The 17217-nt window shown below is 39.7% G+C and carries 13 protein-coding genes; all 13 read right to left on the bottom strand.

The window, feature by feature from the left end; translation table 11 throughout:
* Positions 1–2: 2 nt before the first annotated feature.
* Positions 3–1838, bottom strand: coding sequence for an excinuclease ABC subunit UvrC (uvrC, locus tag C9914_RS07125; protein WP_106764408.1), 1836 nt, complete (start codon positions 1836–1838; stop codon positions 3–5).
* Positions 1839–2110: 272 nt separating this feature from the next.
* Positions 2111–2374 (bottom strand): HPr family phosphocarrier protein, encoded by a 264-nt coding sequence (locus C9914_RS07120; RefSeq protein WP_106764406.1) that lies wholly within the window; start codon positions 2372–2374, stop codon positions 2111–2113.
* A gap of 553 nt (positions 2375–2927) precedes the next feature.
* Positions 2928–3701: a tRNA (guanosine(37)-N1)-methyltransferase TrmD gene (trmD, locus tag C9914_RS07115; protein ID WP_022264531.1), complete on the bottom strand. Its 774-nt coding sequence runs from the start codon at positions 3699–3701 to the stop codon at positions 2928–2930.
* Complete coding sequence (gene rimM, locus C9914_RS07110; RefSeq protein ID WP_106764404.1) at positions 3691–4200, bottom strand: ribosome maturation factor RimM; 510 nt, start codon at positions 4198–4200, stop codon at positions 3691–3693. The genes trmD and rimM overlap by 11 nt, the downstream gene beginning before the upstream one ends.
* Before the next feature lie 28 nt (positions 4201–4228).
* On the bottom strand, positions 4229–5191 hold the full coding sequence (locus C9914_RS07105; RefSeq protein WP_106764402.1) for a DUF6270 domain-containing protein: 963 nt from the start codon (positions 5189–5191) through the stop codon (positions 4229–4231).
* A 218-nt stretch (positions 5192–5409) separates the two neighbouring features.
* Complete coding sequence (locus C9914_RS07100) at positions 5410–6624, bottom strand: LL-diaminopimelate aminotransferase (protein WP_106764401.1); 1215 nt, start codon at positions 6622–6624, stop codon at positions 5410–5412.
* A gap of 266 nt (positions 6625–6890) precedes the next feature.
* Positions 6891–7451 (bottom strand): heavy metal-binding domain-containing protein, encoded by a 561-nt coding sequence (locus C9914_RS07095; protein WP_106764399.1) that lies wholly within the window; start codon positions 7449–7451, stop codon positions 6891–6893.
* Positions 7448–9058 (bottom strand): CTP synthase, encoded by a 1611-nt coding sequence (locus tag C9914_RS07090; RefSeq protein WP_106764397.1) that lies wholly within the window; start codon positions 9056–9058, stop codon positions 7448–7450. The genes C9914_RS07095 and C9914_RS07090 overlap by 4 nt, the downstream gene beginning before the upstream one ends.
* Positions 9055–13104, bottom strand: a complete 4050-nt coding sequence (gene carB / locus C9914_RS07085; RefSeq protein ID WP_106764396.1) for a carbamoyl-phosphate synthase large subunit — start codon at positions 13102–13104, stop codon at positions 9055–9057. The genes C9914_RS07090 and carB overlap by 4 nt, the downstream gene beginning before the upstream one ends.
* Before the next feature lies 1 nt (position 13105).
* Positions 13106–14185: a carbamoyl phosphate synthase small subunit gene (locus tag C9914_RS07080; protein ID WP_022264525.1), complete on the bottom strand. Its 1080-nt coding sequence runs from the start codon at positions 14183–14185 to the stop codon at positions 13106–13108.
* 111 nt (positions 14186–14296) lie between these two features.
* Positions 14297–14866 carry an ANTAR domain-containing response regulator gene (locus C9914_RS07075; RefSeq protein WP_022264524.1) on the bottom strand — a complete coding sequence of 190 codons (570 nt, stop codon included), beginning with the start codon at positions 14864–14866 and terminating at the stop codon, positions 14297–14299.
* Positions 14867–14935: 69 nt separating this feature from the next.
* Positions 14936–16222, bottom strand: coding sequence for a glutamine synthetase family protein (locus tag C9914_RS07070; RefSeq protein ID WP_242972076.1), 1287 nt, complete (start codon positions 16220–16222; stop codon positions 14936–14938).
* A 632-nt stretch (positions 16223–16854) separates the two neighbouring features.
* Complete coding sequence (locus C9914_RS07065; protein WP_106764392.1) at positions 16855–17205, bottom strand: hypothetical protein; 351 nt, start codon at positions 17203–17205, stop codon at positions 16855–16857.
* Positions 17206–17217 lie beyond the last annotated feature (12 nt).

Genomic DNA, 17217 nt, shown 5'->3' with positions numbered 1-17217 from the left:
TTTTAATTATCTCTTTTATGAAAATGCTTATAAACCGCCTCAGCGGCAGGTCTTGTCATCGTTGGAACATTCATCAGTTCGTCTATATCAGCATCACTAATACGCTGAATAGTCTTAAAAAATTTCAAAAGAGCCTTAGCACGAGTTTCTCCAATACCATCTATTGAAGTAAGCGAGGAAGTAAAGGATTTTTTCTTACTTGTAGTCCTCATATAGCCAATCGCAAAACGATGCACCTCATCTTGAATAGTGGAAACAAGTGTAAACGCACTTCTTTTTGAGCTTATCGAAATTTCTCCGCCGTCGCCTGTAATGGCTCTTGTACGGTGCTTATCGTCCTTAACCATACCAAAAAGTGGAATGTTACCATAACCAAGCCTTTCAAGAATTGGACGAACTGCACTGACCTGACCTTTACCGCCATCAAGCAATATCAAATCCGGAAGTGTACCAAAGCCTTCCTCACCCTTATGAAGCTCATATTCCTTAAATCTTCTTTCGAGAACCTCCGCCATAGATGCGTAATCATCTTGACCAACAAAGCTTTTTATCTGAAAGCGTCTGTAAGAACTTTTATATGGTTTGCCATTTCTGAAAACAATCATTCCAGCAACATTAAAACTGCCCGAAAGATTAGATATATCGTAAGATTCAATAAATTCAGGAACTTTTTTCAAGCCCAAGAGTTCAGCAAGTTCTCCGAGGGCTGAAGTATCACTGCCCTTGTGACCTCGACTTTGAGCAAGCTTTTCAGCAGCGTTTTTCTTTGCAAGCTCAATAAGTCGCATCTGTTCTCCCTTTTGCGGGATATGAATATGCACCTTGCGACCTGCCAAATCACTTAACCACATTTCTACAAGCTCAACAGATTCAACTTCACCATCAATCATTATCATAGGCGGTATCTTATCACGCATAGAATAATATCTGTTTATAAATTCCGAACGAGCCGTTTCTGGAGAACCAATATCGCTAAGCAAGAAATCTTCCTTGTCAAAAAGCCTGTTTTCGTCAAATCTCAACACAGAAAAACAGGCGTCATTTCCCTCCTGCATAAGTGCGATTATATCCTGTTCAGCAAGCCTTGTAGCCATAACATTCTGTTTATCTGCCATACGCTTGATAGCAGCAATTCTATCCCTAAGCTTTGCTGCAAGTTCAAATTCAAGATTTTCAGAAGCAATTTCCATACGCTTTTCAAGTTCGGAAATAGAGCCAACATTACCATTTTTCAAAAAATTTATTGCACTATCAACCCGTTCACGATAATCGCTTAGAGAAATATTCCCTCTGCAAGGTGCACAACACTGCTTAATATAATAATTCAGACAAGGTCTGCTTTTTCTAAAATCCCTCGGAAAGCATTTATTACAGCTCGGAAGCTTAAAAATCTTTCTCGCCTCATCAACAGCATTTTTAACAAACCACGAACTCGTATAAGGACCTATATAAGTTGCACCATCATCATTTTTCTGCATAACATGAGATATTTTACACCAATCCTCATTGCTTATTCTGATATAACTATAGCCCTTATCGTCCTTTAAAAGAATATTATATTTCGGTTGATGTTGTTTTATAAGGCTACATTCAAGCACAAGAGCCTCAAATTCGCTCGAAGTCAGAATATAATCAAAATCATCAACATTAGAAACCATTCTGCGAACCTTTTCCTGATGATTTCTGTCCGAGCCGAAATACTGACTAACACGATTTTTAAGAGCCTTAGCCTTACCGATATATATTATTTCTCCCGATTTATTTTTCATTATATATACGCCTGGTGAAAGTGGCAGATTCATAGCCTTTTCACGAAGCTGTCTTAATTTTGGATTCATACTATCTCACCAACTTTCAAGGCGGAGTGCCTCCGCCGTCAAGACGCGTTCTACTTTTCTGATAAATTAACTTTTGTTATTCGCGTCTAAGCTTTTTAATTAAAAGCTTTCTTTAAACAAATTAAAAAATTTTTTCAACTAATAGTTTTTATCAAATCCACTTATTTAAATCATACCACAAACCACTGAAAAATAAAATAGTCCAAATTTCACCTCAAAACAAAAAGCACCGCCTAAAAGCGATGCTTTAAAAATCAATAATTTATTTAGAATTATTCAGAGAAACCTGACTGTACGAGTTTCACAAGACTTTCAACAGCAGCTTCTTCATCAGCACCATCAGCCATAACTCTGATAGTTGTTCCACCAACGATACCAAGTGAAAGAACACCAAGAAGGCTCTTAGCATTTACGCGTCTTTCTTCTTTTTCTACCCAAATTGATGACTTAAATTCATTAGCTCTTTGAATGAAGAAAGTGGCAGGTCTTGCGTGAAGTCCAACTTGGTTTTGTACCATAACATCTTTTACGTACATTATAATCTCTCCTTTAACGGTTTTGAGTATGTCCCCTCGTTGTAATTATATTTTTTCTACAACTACAATTATCCATATCCGTATTATAGCACAATTTGGAATATCGTCAACCATTTTTGAGAAATTTGTACTAACATACGATAACGATTAAAAACAAACTGTATTTTATTGTGCAAATTGCAATAAATCGTGGAAAAATTTGCTATATTTTAACATTAAGAATTAACATTTTATGGATTTTTTGCAAATAAATACAATTTTTTGATAACTATATACTATATTTTTTATTTAAAAATCCCCTTGCATATAACTGAATGTAAAATTTCGTATATTTCTTACATATGTCAGTCAACACACATATTGAAATTCATATATTTTGTCAATAGTAATTTTTTAAAAAACTAATCAAAAAATATAAAAATGCAATTATATTCATTTTTAAGAATTTTTCATTAATTATCTTTCTTTTAAGGAATTAAATTTTGCTCTATTTTAGTATTTTACCTTGCTAAAAGAACAAGCATCTATTTGATTTTTGACACAAAAGTGTAACTCATAAACTTGACAGATTTTCATTATCTGTCATAATCTCATTTTTGCTTTTTAGATATTCCTCAAGAAATTTTTTCTCTTTATCTGTCAAATCTGCTTTTTCAATCATATCAGGTCGCTTATCTGCTGTACGAATTATCATTTGTTCTCTACGCCATTTTTCAACATTAGCGTGATGACCACTTAATAGCACATCTGGAACGGCTCTATCTCTCCAAACAGCAGGCTTTGTATATTGTGGATACTCCAAGAGTCCATTATAATGGCTTTCCTCCTCAAAGCATTCATCATCAGAAAGCACACCAGGAGCTAATCTTGAGAGCGAATCCGCAAGAACCAATGCAGGAAGCTCACCGCCAGTAAGAACATAATCTCCAATAGAAATCTGTTCATCAACATATTCATCGAGAACTCTCTCGTCAACACCTTCGTAATGTCCGCAAAGTATACATATATTCTCATACTGCGAAAGCTCAACCAGCTTTTTTTGTGTTAGTGTTTCGCCCTGAGGTGACATATAAATCAAATGCGGACGACTTTCAGTCTTTTTACAAATATCCTCAAAGCAAAGTGCTATTGGTTCTGCCATAAGCAGCATACCCATACCGCCACCATAGGTCGTATCGTCTACACGCTTATGCTTATCAAAGGCATAATCTCTAAGCTGATGACACTCAACATCAATAGCACCTTTTTTTCTTGCTCTGCCGATAATACTTTCCCCCATAACAGTTTCGCACATTTCCGGAAAAAGTGTTATAATATCAATCCTCATCATCAAAAATTCCCTTCATCGGACGAATTGTAAGTATGCCGTCCTCGATATTTCTTTCAACAATAACATCAGGAATAGCTGGAATCAGATACTCTTTTCCGTCCTTAGTAATCTGATATACATCGTTAGCCCCCGTTTTCATTACATCGGTAACCTCGCCATATTCCTCGCCCGTATCGCAATCAATAGTTCTCATACCTATTATATCCTGAACAAAATAAACACCCTTAGGAAGTTTAACATCATCACGATTTATATAAAGAACTCTGCCACGCAATCCATCAGCCTCATTAACATCATTGACACCCTCAAGATGAATAATTGTTATATTCTTATGCGGTCTTGATGAAATAACCTTCAACTCTGTACCATCTTTATAATAAAGCCTCTTAAATTTTGCCAAAAACTCTGCACTATCGCACCAAGGGTCAACTCTTACTTCACCCTTAAGTCCGTGTGTACCAACAATTTTTCCCGCCTCTAAAAACTGATTTTTCATAATCTCTCACACTCCCTGATATTTAAATTTATCTTCCTATTAACTTTTTACACTTTTTATATATCTTTTTCAATTCGCTTTGATTTTTTTGCTTACTTAGATTTATATATGAATCTGCTAAAGCTGAAAAATATTTTCCTGCATAATCCATATTACATTTATCAAATAGTTTTTGAATATGACTTTGTTCTTTTTCAATAGGTAATTTTTTCTGAATACAATCAAAGACTGACAAAGCATAATCATAATATCCCATAGTATAATGCAACGGTGATAATCCCAGCCTATGCCCTGCGTCTGCTACAACATTTTCTGGCATAGGAATTATATGACACCCTTGGAGCATATTTTTCATAAGCTTATAGCATCTTGACATTCTATTATTCTCAATAATATGATAATCAACATCATCAAAGCCAGAAATGCTCCCGCCCTTATCAGCTTTAATCAATGAATTTTTTGCTTCTATTAAAACAATATTTTCCACAGGATACATTGAAAGGATTTTATCAATAAAAAATCTCATTCTTTTTTCTAAGTCCTCATCAGAAATATCCTCAATACTTATCTCACCAACTATCTCAGGAATAATTTTCTGCTTACTAAGATACTTCAAAAAATCTTCTTTTTCAGCAAAACAAGTTTGTTTTTTATCTCCAAGCAGACAAAGATTTCTACGAAACAAGCCCGTATCCAATATTAACCAATCTGTCTTTTTTTGTGCGATATAATCTATACTCTGTTTAGTCAAATCGTGCATAACACATCTTTTTCTGAAACTTGTCGCATACTCAGAAAAATCCAAACTATTATATCTCTCTAAATCTATAGATACGGGACCTTCACACAATGAAATTGGCGAAAAGAAATTAACATACTGAAAAATTCTGTAACCACCATCATTATCATGCGTAAAAAAAATATCTCTTGTAACACAACTCCCCAAAATATTGATTGATGCCTTATAAATATCACTGGTGTTTCTGCTCATAAAACTAAAATCCTTTCATAGAAAGTTCAGAAAGCATAATACGATTATATCTGTAATCCGTATAAAAATCAATATAAAAAAAACTATATTAATGCGAGTTCGATAGAAAAAAGAAAATATACCCAAGATTTAGTATAATGAAAATAAATACCAAATAGTTAAATTAAAAAATCCCGACAGAGCATTTTCAACCTGTCGGGAATAATTTCTTTATCTAATTATAGGCTCTTGATAAGCTCTTTAACTCTTGCCATAGCCTCTATTGTCTTATCTCTGTCGCCGAATGATGTAAGACGGAAATAGCCTTCACCATTTTTGCCAAAGCCTGCACCTGGTGTGCCGACAACATTAGCCTTCTCGAGGAGCAAATCGAAGAAATCCCAAGACTTCATACCATTCGGGCAACGGAGCCAGATATATGGGGAGTTCTTACCACCCGAATACCAAATGCCAAGTTCATCGAGAGTTTCTGCAATGATACGGGCATTTTCTTTGTAGTATTCGAGGTTGATTTTGCACTGCTTCTGACCTTCCTCGGAGAATACAGCAGCAGCACCGCACTGAACAGGGTATGAAACACCGTTGAACTTACTGCCCTCTCGTCTGCCCCAAACCTGTGAAATCTTAACTACTTCGCCATTAGAAGCCTTGAACTCAAGCTCATTCGGGATAACTGTATATCCGCAGCGCATACCTGTGAAGCCTGCTGTCTTAGAGAGTGAGCATATCTCAATAGCACACTTTCTTGCACCCTCTACAGCAAAGATACTTCTCGGAACATCGTCCTCTGTGATGAATGCCTCGTAAGCTGCGTCATAGATGATAACAGCGTCATTTGCGATAGCATAATCAATCCAAGCCTTAAGCTCGCTAGTCTTGAAAGCCGCACCTGTTGGGTTATTCGGAGAGCAGAGGTAGATAATATCAGCGTGAACTGATGGGTCAGGAACTGCGGAGAAACCGTTTTCCTCAGTAGAATCAGCATAGATAACCTTTCTGCCGTTCATAAGGTTAGAATCGACATAAACAGGATATGCTGGATCTGTGATAAGTACAATATTATCATCGCCGAAAATATCGACAATATTTCCGCAATCAGACTTTGCACCGTCGCTTATTCTGATTTCGTCAGTGGCAATATCAACGCCGAAACTTTTATAATAACCAGCAACAGCCTCTTTCAAGAAGTCATAGCCTGTACCGCTGTCTTCATAGCCCTTAAAGGTTTCCTTAACGCCCATTTCGTCAGCACCCTTTTTAACTGCTTCAACAACACAAGGTGCGATAGGCAGGGTAACATCACCGATACCCATACGGATGATTCTATCCTTTTTATCGGGGTTGTTTTTTATGTACTCGTTAATCTTCTTAGCAATATTGATAAAAAGATAATTCTTTTCGAGTTTAAGATAATTTTCATTTAACTTTGGCATTTTACTAACCACCTTTATAATAATTTGTTGTTAAGGGCTTTGCCCTTAAAACCCACCAAAGGCTCCGCCTTTGGAAACCGCAAGCCTTTAAAAAGGCTTGACCTAAACTTTTAATTGTCTTAGAAAAAACTATCAGCTAATCGTAGGGGCGAACTATGTTCGCCCGTTTGGCAGTTTCTTCGACCGCGTCAATTATCTTTTCACGCTCACCACGAGCAAGGTAAATCCAAGCAAGACTTTTAAATGTTGAGGAATTCAACAGCTAATTATTTGATTTCTTTTCTCATTACTGCCGTTCCGTCAACAGAAACAACTATCATATTTGCATCAAGAGTCATTATATTAAATTTGACACCTATAATTGAGTTTGCCCCTGCCTTAACTGCCCTTTTGCACAATGTACTCATAGCCTCCATTTTTGCAGTAGCTATTTTATTTTCCATTTTTTTAGAGTGTGTTCCCCAAGAATCACTTACAGAAGCACTCAATTCTGAAATAAAGCCTGTACCAAGAACATATTCAGATGATACAATCCCGATATAACGATATATGGTACATCCATCAAAATTATAACCTGTTGTAGATAAAAAAGGGAGTTTACTTAAATCAGATATTTCTTGCTCTAATTTATTTTGGTTTTCTTTTCTTTCAACTATAATTTCTTCTATCCTCTGTTTTTCTTCTTCTCTCTTCTTTTTTTCTTCATCTGCACGCTGTTTTTTTTCTTCTTTTGTAACAACACGACCGAGTTCAAAATCGTATTTACATTTAAAACAAGTATTAACATCGTTGCCGAGAAGTTCGTTACAATTCGGGCAAGTTTTCATTTTGCTTCCCTATTCTCTAAAGAAGCCTTGATGAACTCTCTGAATATCGGGTGAGCCTTGTTTGGACGGCTTTTGAACTCTGGGTGATACTGAACACCGATATAGAATTTATTTTCAGGAATCTCAACAGCCTCTACAAGCAAGCCATTAGGAGATGTGCCTGTGAAGACCATACCATTTTCTTCAAATATATCACGATATTTATTGTTGAATTCATAGCGATGTCTGTGTCGCTCTGCAACCTCTGGCTTGCCGTAGGCTCTCTCCATAATGGAATTAGGGTGAACCTTGCAAGGATATGCTCCAAGACGCATTGTTCCGCCGAGTGGGATATTTCCCTGCTGGTCTGGCATAAGGTCGATTACTGGATACTCTGTATCCTTATCAAACTCGCTTGAGTTTGCGTGCTTAAAGCCAAGCTTATGGCGGGCAAACTCTATAACAGCGGTCTGCATACCAAGACAAATGCCGAAATACGGAACATTGTTTTCACGAGCATATTTTGCGGCATTGATTTTGCCCTGAACGCCTCTGTCACCAAAGCCACCGGGAACAAGTATGCCGTCACAATCGCCGAGAAGCTCCTCGACTGTATATTCTGTGACAAGCTCTGCGTCAACCCATTTAATATCTACAACAGCACTATTCTCATAGCCTGCGTGTCTTAATGCCTCAGCAACAGACAAATAAGCGTCGTGAAGCTGAACATACTTACCAACAAGAGCGATTCTGACAGTCTTTGTGCTATTCTTGATTCTTTCGAGCATACTTTCCCACTCGGACATATCGCCGGCTGGAAGACTTATTCCAAGCTCACGGCAGACAATATCGGAGAAATTATTCTTTTCGAGCATCATAGGTGCTTCATAAAGAACAGGGAGAGTTATATTTTCGATAACGCAATCTGGCTTAACATTGCAGAACATTGCTATCTTCTTGAAAATGCTCTCCTCGAGTGGTTCATCGCAACGGAGAACGAGAATATCAGGATTTATTCCAAGTGAACGAAGCTCCTTTGCGGAATGCTGTGCCGGCTTGGACTTATGCTCCTCGCTGCCCTTGATATAAGGTACAAGGCAAACATGAATGAACAAGCTATTCTCAAGACCAACCTCGAGAGAAACCTGTCTAATAGCCTCAAGAAAAGGCTGGCTCTCTATATCGCCGACTGTACCACCGATTTCGGTGATAACAACATCAGCGTCAGAGTGCTTACCGACAGCATAGATAAATTCCTTAATTTCGTTTGTAATATGAGGAATAACCTGAACAGTTTCGCCGAGATATTCGCCGTTACGCTCTTTCTCGAGAACATTTGAATAGACCTTACCTGTGGTAAGATTTGAGAATCTATTTAGGTTTTCATCTATAAAACGCTCATAGTGACCGAGGTCGAGGTCGGTTTCTGCACCGTCCTCTGTAACATAAACCTCGCCGTGCTGATATGGACTCATTGTGCCTGGGTCAACATTTATATACGGGTCGAGCTTCTGTGCGGCAATTTTAAGTCCCCTTGCCTTGAGAAGTCGTCCGAGAGAAGCTGCTGTTATACCCTTGCCAAGTCCCGAAACAACTCCGCCTGTAACGAAAATATACTTTGTCGTCATAGCTCTACTTCTCCTTCAAATACTGTTTCTGCATTACCTGTGAGGAAAACTGTGTCATCTGTATACTTAATAACGAGGTCGCCACCCTTTAGCTTAACTGTGATGTCCTCATTCTTCTTGCAATAGCCATTCTCAACCGCTGCAACTGCAACAGCACAAGCACCTGTACCGCAAGCCCAAGTTTCGCCACTGCCACGCTCCCATACTCTCATACGGATTGTGTTGCTGTCAACTACCTTGACAAACTCTGCGTTTACTCTCTCTGGGAAGAGTGGGCTGTTCTCGAATGCAGGGCCTACCTTTTCTATATCAAGGCTGTCGATATTATCGCAGAATACTACGCAGTGTGGATTACCCATAGAAACGCAGGTGATTTTATATTCAACGCCATCTATAAAGGCTGGCTCATTGATAATCTTTGTTTTAGCCATAGCAACAGGGATATTCTTAGGGTTAAGTTCTGCCTTACCCATATCAACTCTTACTCTGCTCACAAGACCATCTTGCTTATATACTTTAAGCTTCTTGATACCGCTGAGAGTTTCAACTGTTGCAGTATCGCCCTGAACCATACCGTTATCAAAGAGGAACTTTGCAACGCAGCGGATACCGTTTCCGCACATTTTGCCCTCACTGCCATCGAGGTTGAACATACTCATTTTAGCGTCTGCAACATCAGATGGTCCTATAAGAATAACACCGTCACCGCCAATTCCGAAATGTCTGTCGGAAAGTCTTATGCTAAGTCCTTCTGGATTGTTAATCTTCTGGCTGAATGTATCGAAATAGATATAGTCATTACCTATGCCCTGCATCTTTGTGAAATGGAGCTTAACCTTTTCACTTCTCATATCGTTGAGGTTGACAAGCTCTGTGCTTTCTTCAGAATACTTACTCTTGAGGCATTCTGCGAGTGCATTTGCTGTGTCGATAGAAGTAAGGCAAGGAATATTTCTTTCAACTGTCTTACGGCGAATCTTAACGCTATCTCTTGTAGGTATTCTGCCCTTAGAAGATGTAGAGATAACATAGTTAATGATACCACTCTCAATAAGTGTGAGGGTATTTTCCTTAGCGTTCTCGTGAATCTTCGGAACAACAATAGCATCTATGCCGTAATCCTTGATAACTCTTGCAGTACCAACTGTTGAGTAGATTGTAAAGCCGAGGTCTGCATACTTTCTTGCAAGCTGACCGACTTCGTTCTTATCAGCATCTCTTACCGTGATAAATATACCGCCGTGCTTCTTCATCTTGTAGCCTGCTGCGATAAGACCCTTATAAAGAGCCTCCTCAAGCGTATTAGCAACACCGAGAACCTCACCTGTAGATTTCATCTCAGGACCTAAGTGGTTATCAACATTTATAAGCTTCTCGAATGAGAATACAGGCACCTTAACTGCAAAGTAAGGAGCTTTCTTATAAAGACCTGTTCCCCAGCCCATATCTGCAAGCTTTTCGCCGAGCATAGCACGAGTTGCGAGGTCTACCATAGGCACACCTGTAACCTTGCTGATATATGGGATAGTTCTTGAAGAACGAGGGTTGACCTCAATAACATAAAGTCTATCGTGATAGATAAGATACTGAATATTGACAAGTCCCTTTGTTCTGAGAGAAACTGCAAGATTCTTAGAAGTTTCAATGATTGTCTGAGTCATCTCATCGCCAATATTCCAAGCTGGATATACAGCAATAGAGTCACCTGAGTGGATACCTGTTCTCTCAACGTGTTCCATAATACCGGGAATAAGAATATCCTCACCATCGCAGATAGCGTCAATCTCAAGTTCGATACCCATAAGGTATTTATCTATGAGGATAGGGTTCTCGATATTCTGTGCGAGAATAATAGCCATATATTCCTTAATATCGTCATCATTAAAGGCAATAATCATATTCTGACCGCCAAGAACATATGACGGACGCATAAGTACAGGATAGCCGATTTTATTTGCAACCTCAAGAGCCTCGTCTGTTGTCATAACAGTATAGCCCTGAGGACGAGCGACATGGTGCATTTCGAGAAGCTCATCAAAGCGTTCTCTGTCCTCTGCCATATCAATGCTGTCAGCAGATGTTCCGAGGATATTTACGCCGTGGTCGCTGAGATATTTTGTAAGCTTAATAGCTGTCTGACCACCGAAGGCAACAACAACGCCATATGGCTTTTCTGTGTTGATAATGCCCATAACATCTTCATTTGTGAGTGGCTCAAAATAAAGTCTGTCGGCTGTATCGAAGTCAGTAGAAACTGTTTCAGGGTTGTTATTTACGATAACAACATCAAAGCCAGCCTCTTTCAATGCCCATACGCAGTGAACGGAGGCATAGTCAAATTCGATGCCCTGACCGATTCTGATAGGGCCTGAACCAAAAACGATAACTGTTCTTCTGTCGCTGTTCTGCTCCTCGATAAATGCTTCTGCCTCGTTATCCTTATCGAAGGTAGAGTAGAAGTAAGGAGTTTCAGCCTTAAATTCAGCAGCACAGGTATCAACCATCTTATAGACAGGAACGAGTGGGTTTTCAACCTTTTTGCCTGTAATTTTCTCAATAGTTCTGTCGAGGAAGCCGAGATTCTTAGCCTTTACATAAAGCTCTCTGCTCATATTGCCCTTTTCAAGCTCCATTTCACGCTCGCAGTTGATGATATTGAGGAGCTTAGACAAGAACCATTCGTCAATGAGGGTTATCTCGTGGATTTCATCAACAGTAATTCCACGCTTCAATGCCTCATATACGCAGAAAGAACGCTCATCATCGCAAACATGAAGTCTTTCTCTGAGTTCTTCTGTTGTGAGAGCGGCAAACTTAGGGCTATCCATTGTATCGTGACCGATTTCAGCGCCACGAACAGCCTTCATAATAGCCTGCTCAAATGTAGGAGCAATAGCCATAACCTCGCCTGTTGCTTTCATCTGTGTGCCGAGTGTACGCTTTGCATAAACGAATTTATCGAAAGGCCACTTAGGGAACTTAACAACAACATAGTCGAGTGCAGGCTCAAAGCAAGCGTATGTTGTGCCTGTAACGGCATTCTTGATTTCATCAAGAGTATAGCCGATAGCAAGCTTTGCAGCAACCTTAGCAATAGGATAACCTGTTGCCTTAGACGCAAGAGCAGATGAACGGGAAACTCTTGGGTTAACCTCGATAACAGCATATTCAAAGGTTTCAGGGTTAAGAGCGAACTGGCAGTTACAGCCACCCTCTACGCCAAGAGCAGAAATTATATTAAGAGCTGCTGAACGGAGCATCTGATATTCCTTATCAGCAAGAGTTACTGTTGGAGCGATAACGATACTATCGCCTGTATGAACGCCGACAGGGTCGAAGTTTTCCATAGAGCAGACGGTAATTACATTGCCCTTCTTATCACGCATTACCTCATACTCGATTTCCTTCCAGCCTGCGATACACTTTTCAACAAGAACCTGAGTGATAGGAGAAAGCTCAAGTCCATTTGCAGTGATTTCACGAAGTTCGTCCTCGTTATTAACGATACCGCCGCCTGTACCGCCGAGTGTAAATGCAGGACGAATGATAACAGGGTAGCCGATTTCGTTTGCGAAATCGACAGCAGATTCAACATCGTTTACAACTATTGATGGGATAACTGGCTGACCGATTTCCTCCATAGTATCCTTGAACATCTGTCTGTCTTCTGCTTTATCAATAGTTACAGGGTTAGCACCGAGGAGCTTAACACCGTTTTTCTCAAGGAAGCCCTCTTTTGCAAGCTGCATAGAGAGTGTAAGACCTGTCTGTCCGCCGAGAGTGGAAAGAAGGCTGTCTGGCTTTTCTTTCTTGATAATTCTCTTTACTGTCTTGAGGGTAAGAGGCTCGATATAGATTTTATCAGCCATAGCCTTATCCGTCATAATAGTAGCTGGGTTTGAGTTAATGAGGATAACCTCAAGACCTTCCTCTTTAAGAGCACGGCAAGCCTGTGTACCCGCATAGTCAAACTCGGCAGCCTGTCCGATAACGATAGGGCCTGAACCGATAACCATAACTCTCTTTATACTTTTATCCTTTGGCATCTCATTTACCCTCCTTCATCATGTTTATAAATCTATCAAAAAGGAATGATGTATCCTGTGGACCACCGCAAGCCTCTGGGTGGAACTGTACTGAAAATGCTGGCATATCTGTATAGGTTACGCCCTCGCAAGTACCGTCATTTGCGTTAATAAAGCTTTCCTTTGCGTTTGCTGGCAAAGATGAAGCGATAACTGCATAGCCATGGTTCTGGCTTGTGATATAAACTCTGCCTGTGCCGACTTCTACAGCTGGCTGATTTGCACCACGATGACCATACTTTAGCTTTTCAGTCTTAGCACCCTGTGAAAGTGCGAGAACCTGATGTCCGAGGCAGATTCCGAAAGTAGGAATCTTAGCGTCACAAAGCTTTTTAAGCTCGGCAATCATCTCAACATTTTCCTCTGGGTCGCCAGGACCATTAGAGAGCATAATGCCATCAGGATTGAGTGCCTTAATCTGCTCTGCTGTTGTGCTTGCAGGCACGACTGTAACTGTGCAGCCACGCTTTACAAGCTCTCTTCTGATATTATACTTAGCACCGATATCCCAAAGAACGACCTTGAATTTCTCGTCCTCTGCCTGATATGTTTCAAAATCAGAGCAGGTTACAGACTTTACGGCATCAACTATCTTATAAGGCTTGATTTCGTTCTCGATAACATCTTCTGAAACCTTCTCGAAGGATATACGAGCATTCATAACACCATATTCACGAACGATTTTCGTAAGATGTCTGGTATCAATTCCATAAATAGCAGGAATGCCTGCCTCCTTTAAAAAAGTGTCAAGCTGTCCCTCACACCTAAAGTTTGAGGGTTGCTGACACCATTCTCTTACGATATAAGCCTTCAAAGCTGGCTTTTTGCTTTCAAAGTCAGGTTTAATAACCCCATAGTTACCAATAAGTGGGAAAGTCTGGCAGACAATTTGTCCATAGTAGCTTGGGTCGGTAAGTGTTTCAAGATAGCCAGTCATAGCAGTAGTAAAGACAAGCTCTCCTGTGGTTTCGGTTTGGGCTCCGAAAGAATAACCCTCAAAAACATCACCGTTCTCTAAGGTAAGGTATGCCTTTTGTTCCATTCTTTGACCATTCCTTTCGTGTATATATTTAAGCAAAGCAGTTACCCAATTTGCATTAAAAGCATATTTTCTACAATTTTCGAGCCTTTTGGCTCATCTATAAGCTCTCAATCAGTTCTCATAGGTGCTAAGGATTCTCTTTGCGACCTCGACCTTTGTTATTCGCTGGTCCATAGCCTGTCGTTCAAGATACCTGTGCGATTGCGGTTCGCTCATAGAGAGATACTCCATAAGCACATATTTTGCCCTATTGATGGTTCTTATATCCTCAATCTTCTTCTGAAGCTTGATATTTTCTTTGCGAACTCCCTCAAGACGGCGTTTCGTCGCCTCAAGAAGCTTAATTGATTTAAACATCAGATGTTTGCTCAGTGGCTTTGACAAAACGAAAACGCCATAATCCTCTGTTTTAGCCTCTGCCTGTTCCTCAATCTCCGCCTTGACAAGCAAAACAACACTTGCGTGAGTATTTTCGGAAACATATATCGACAGACCGTCGCCGAACTCGTCAGTCAGCGGTGTATTGATAAAGACGAAATCATATTCCTTTTCGAGTAATATTCGCCGAGCCTCCGAACCGCTCCTTACAATGTCGATAGTGGGACTTGAGATTTCACGAAGCAGTCCCGACAAAGAATCGGTACTTTTCTCTGATTTGGACACAAGAAGAACATTGTCCAAGTGCCGACACCCTTTCTATCTATTGTACATAATCCTGATAATTCTATCAAGTATTAAATGAAATATTTCTTATAGAATTTCAAAATACTTGTGGTCTGTTGCAAGCTTTATCTCATCACTTCTCTTAGAAAGCTCAAGCTCTTGTCGCTTATGGCATATATAGCTCTCAAAAAGCTTTTCTGGAATAATTGATTTAATAAATTCGCTTTTCTCTGCAAGATTTATTGCTGATTCGAGCGATGACGGCAAAGCAAGCTTGCTCATTCCGACAGAAGGGGCAGGAAGCTCCTCACGAGCCTCTACACCATCAAGACCTGCGTTAATTATCAACGCAAAGGCAAGATATGGGTTGCAGGCAGGGTCTGGCGAAATAACCTGTAGCTTGGCATTATCACGCTCAGAGGAAATAACTCTTATTATATCCATATTACTTCCGTAAGCCCAGCCAACACTGCCACCTTTGAGGTCGGTATTGAAACGCTTATATGAGTTTTCGATAGGATTAAGGAAAGCAGTAATCTCAGAAATTCTTTTAAGCACACCTGCGATAAAGTAACCAGCTGTTGTATTTAGCTCGCCGTCCTTCTTTTTGAATATGTTATAGCCATATCTTTCAATCATAACATTGATGTGCATACTATTTCCGTTTTTATCATCAAGCGGTTTTGGCATAAATGATGCAAAAAGTCCGTTTGAATTTGCGATGGTCTTAACCATAGCCTTAAACATAGAGAAGTTATCAGCTGCAGTTAGCGAATCAGAATACATAAAATCGATTTCGTTCTGTCCAGGGCCTCTCTCATGATGAGATGAAAGCGGAGTCATCTCCATTTGCTCAAGCGTGAAGCAAATCTGACGGCGGATATTCTCACCCTTATCAAGCGGTGCAATATCGAGATAGCCTGCGTTATCATATGGCAATTTTGTAGGGTTGCCGTCATCATCAGTCTTGAATAAATAGAATTCACATTCAAGGTCGATATTACAGGTCAGACCGACAGATGCTGCTCTTTTCATAGCATTTTTCAGTACCATACGGACATCTGCATCAAAAGGCACACCATTCTGATAAGTTATCGTGCAGAAAAGTCTTACAACCCTGCCGTGCTGTGGTCGCCATGGCAAGACAGCGAGTGTTGCAGGGTCTGGCACAAGTACAAGGTCTGCATCAAAGTTTTCGAAGCCCCCAATAGCAGAAGCATTAAAGGTAACGCCCTTTTTAAAAGCAACGGGAAGCTCATCTGCCATTATCGAAATATTTTTAGTTGTACCAAAAATATCGAAAAACATAAGCCTTACAAACTTAACATCATTTTCCTCGATAAATTGCAGAACTTCTTTTTCAGTATATTTCAAACAAGCCCCTCCTTTTCTCAGAGATTCCGCCATATAAGATAAAGTCCTTATCTCAGCAGAAACCCGAATGAAATCAATGTGTGCATATCCTATTTATTGTATACGCTATCGGTTTATTTGTCAAGATGCGTGTTGCTAACACACTTATCTAATAAACTGCCAATGACCTACCGATTAGTTAGTAATCTTTCCCAAGACACTTAAAGTTTAGGTCAAGCCTTTTTAAAGGATTGCGGTTTCCAAAGGTAGTCACCTACGGCGGAGCCTTTGGTAACTCATTGGTAATTACTTTATTCGCAGCAATAAACTTCCCTTGCAGATGTCGAGTGAGGCTTGCCGAACGATTATGCGTCTTGGGGGCGACGGCTCGCCGCTTAAGGGCGTTGCCCTTAAAACCCATGAGGGACTCCGTCCCTCAACCCTGCAAGCTTTTGAAAAAGCTTGAGCAAAACTTTTATCTGTCTTAGGGAAGTTTATTAGCTAAACGTAGGAGCGGACTTTGTCCTCCCGTCCTTAACCTCAACAACACGCCAGTCGTCACCCATATTATAACATATTTGAGCCTGAATAGCTATTATTTTATTTTCTAAAAACAAAAAAGCCAAACCATCTAAGGTTCGGCTTTGAATAAATTATTTTTCGTCACAGCCACCGACCTCGGCAAACTGCTCATAAATACGATATAACTTTTGAGTATTATTTTCTAATATATAATAGTGACGAATATATGGAATCTCTAAGCACAAAAGCAATAAGGTCAGTGCAAGCGATTGAATAGTCGCATAGAAAAAGCTTACTATTATCATCGACATAAGTAAAAGCGAAAATAATATCGTTATAAGAAGATGTATAAGCCTTTCGTGTTGCCAAAAGCCAATCTCTAACAAAATATCGTGCTTTAATTTTTCTATATCCTCTATCTTAGACCTATCCGCAAGAAGTGCTTCTAAATAAAGCACATAGTTTTTTAACTTCTTGCCCATATAATCACCTTA

The sequence above is a fragment of the Pseudoruminococcus massiliensis genome (assembly GCF_900291955.1).
Classification (GTDB): domain Bacteria; phylum Bacillota; class Clostridia; order Oscillospirales; family Acutalibacteraceae; genus Pseudoruminococcus; species Pseudoruminococcus massiliensis.
Note: the sequence above shows the minus strand (reverse complement) of the source record. Positions and strands in the feature narration are given on the sequence as shown.

Bases quoted from the DNA above. Each gene is read 5' to 3' on its own strand.
- uvrC (WP_106764408.1), bottom strand. From the start codon at position 1,838: ATGAATCCAAAATTAAGACAGCTTCGTGAAAAGGCTATGAATCTGCCA.
- C9914_RS07120 (WP_106764406.1), bottom strand. From the start codon at position 2,374: ATGTACGTAAAAGATGTTATGGTACAAAACCAAGTTGGACTTCACGCA.
- trmD (WP_022264531.1), bottom strand. From the start codon at position 3,701: ATGAGGATTGATATTATAACACTTTTTCCGGAAATGTGCGAAACTGTT.
- rimM (WP_106764404.1), bottom strand. From the start codon at position 4,200: ATGAAAAATCAGTTTTTAGAGGCGGGAAAAATTGTTGGTACACACGGA.
- C9914_RS07105 (WP_106764402.1), bottom strand. From the start codon at position 5,191: ATGAGCAGAAACACCAGTGATATTTATAAGGCATCAATCAATATTTTG.
- C9914_RS07100 (WP_106764401.1), bottom strand. From the start codon at position 6,624: ATGCCAAAGTTAAATGAAAATTATCTTAAACTCGAAAAGAATTATCTT.
- C9914_RS07095 (WP_106764399.1), bottom strand. From the start codon at position 7,451: ATGAAAACTTGCCCGAATTGTAACGAACTTCTCGGCAACGATGTTAAT.
- C9914_RS07090 (WP_106764397.1), bottom strand. From the start codon at position 9,058: ATGACGACAAAGTATATTTTCGTTACAGGCGGAGTTGTTTCGGGACTT.
- carB (WP_106764396.1), bottom strand. From the start codon at position 13,104: ATGCCAAAGGATAAAAGTATAAAGAGAGTTATGGTTATCGGTTCAGGC.
- C9914_RS07080 (WP_022264525.1), bottom strand. From the start codon at position 14,185: ATGGAACAAAAGGCATACCTTACCTTAGAGAACGGTGATGTTTTTGAG.
- C9914_RS07065 (WP_106764392.1), bottom strand. From the start codon at position 17,205: ATGGGCAAGAAGTTAAAAAACTATGTGCTTTATTTAGAAGCACTTCTT.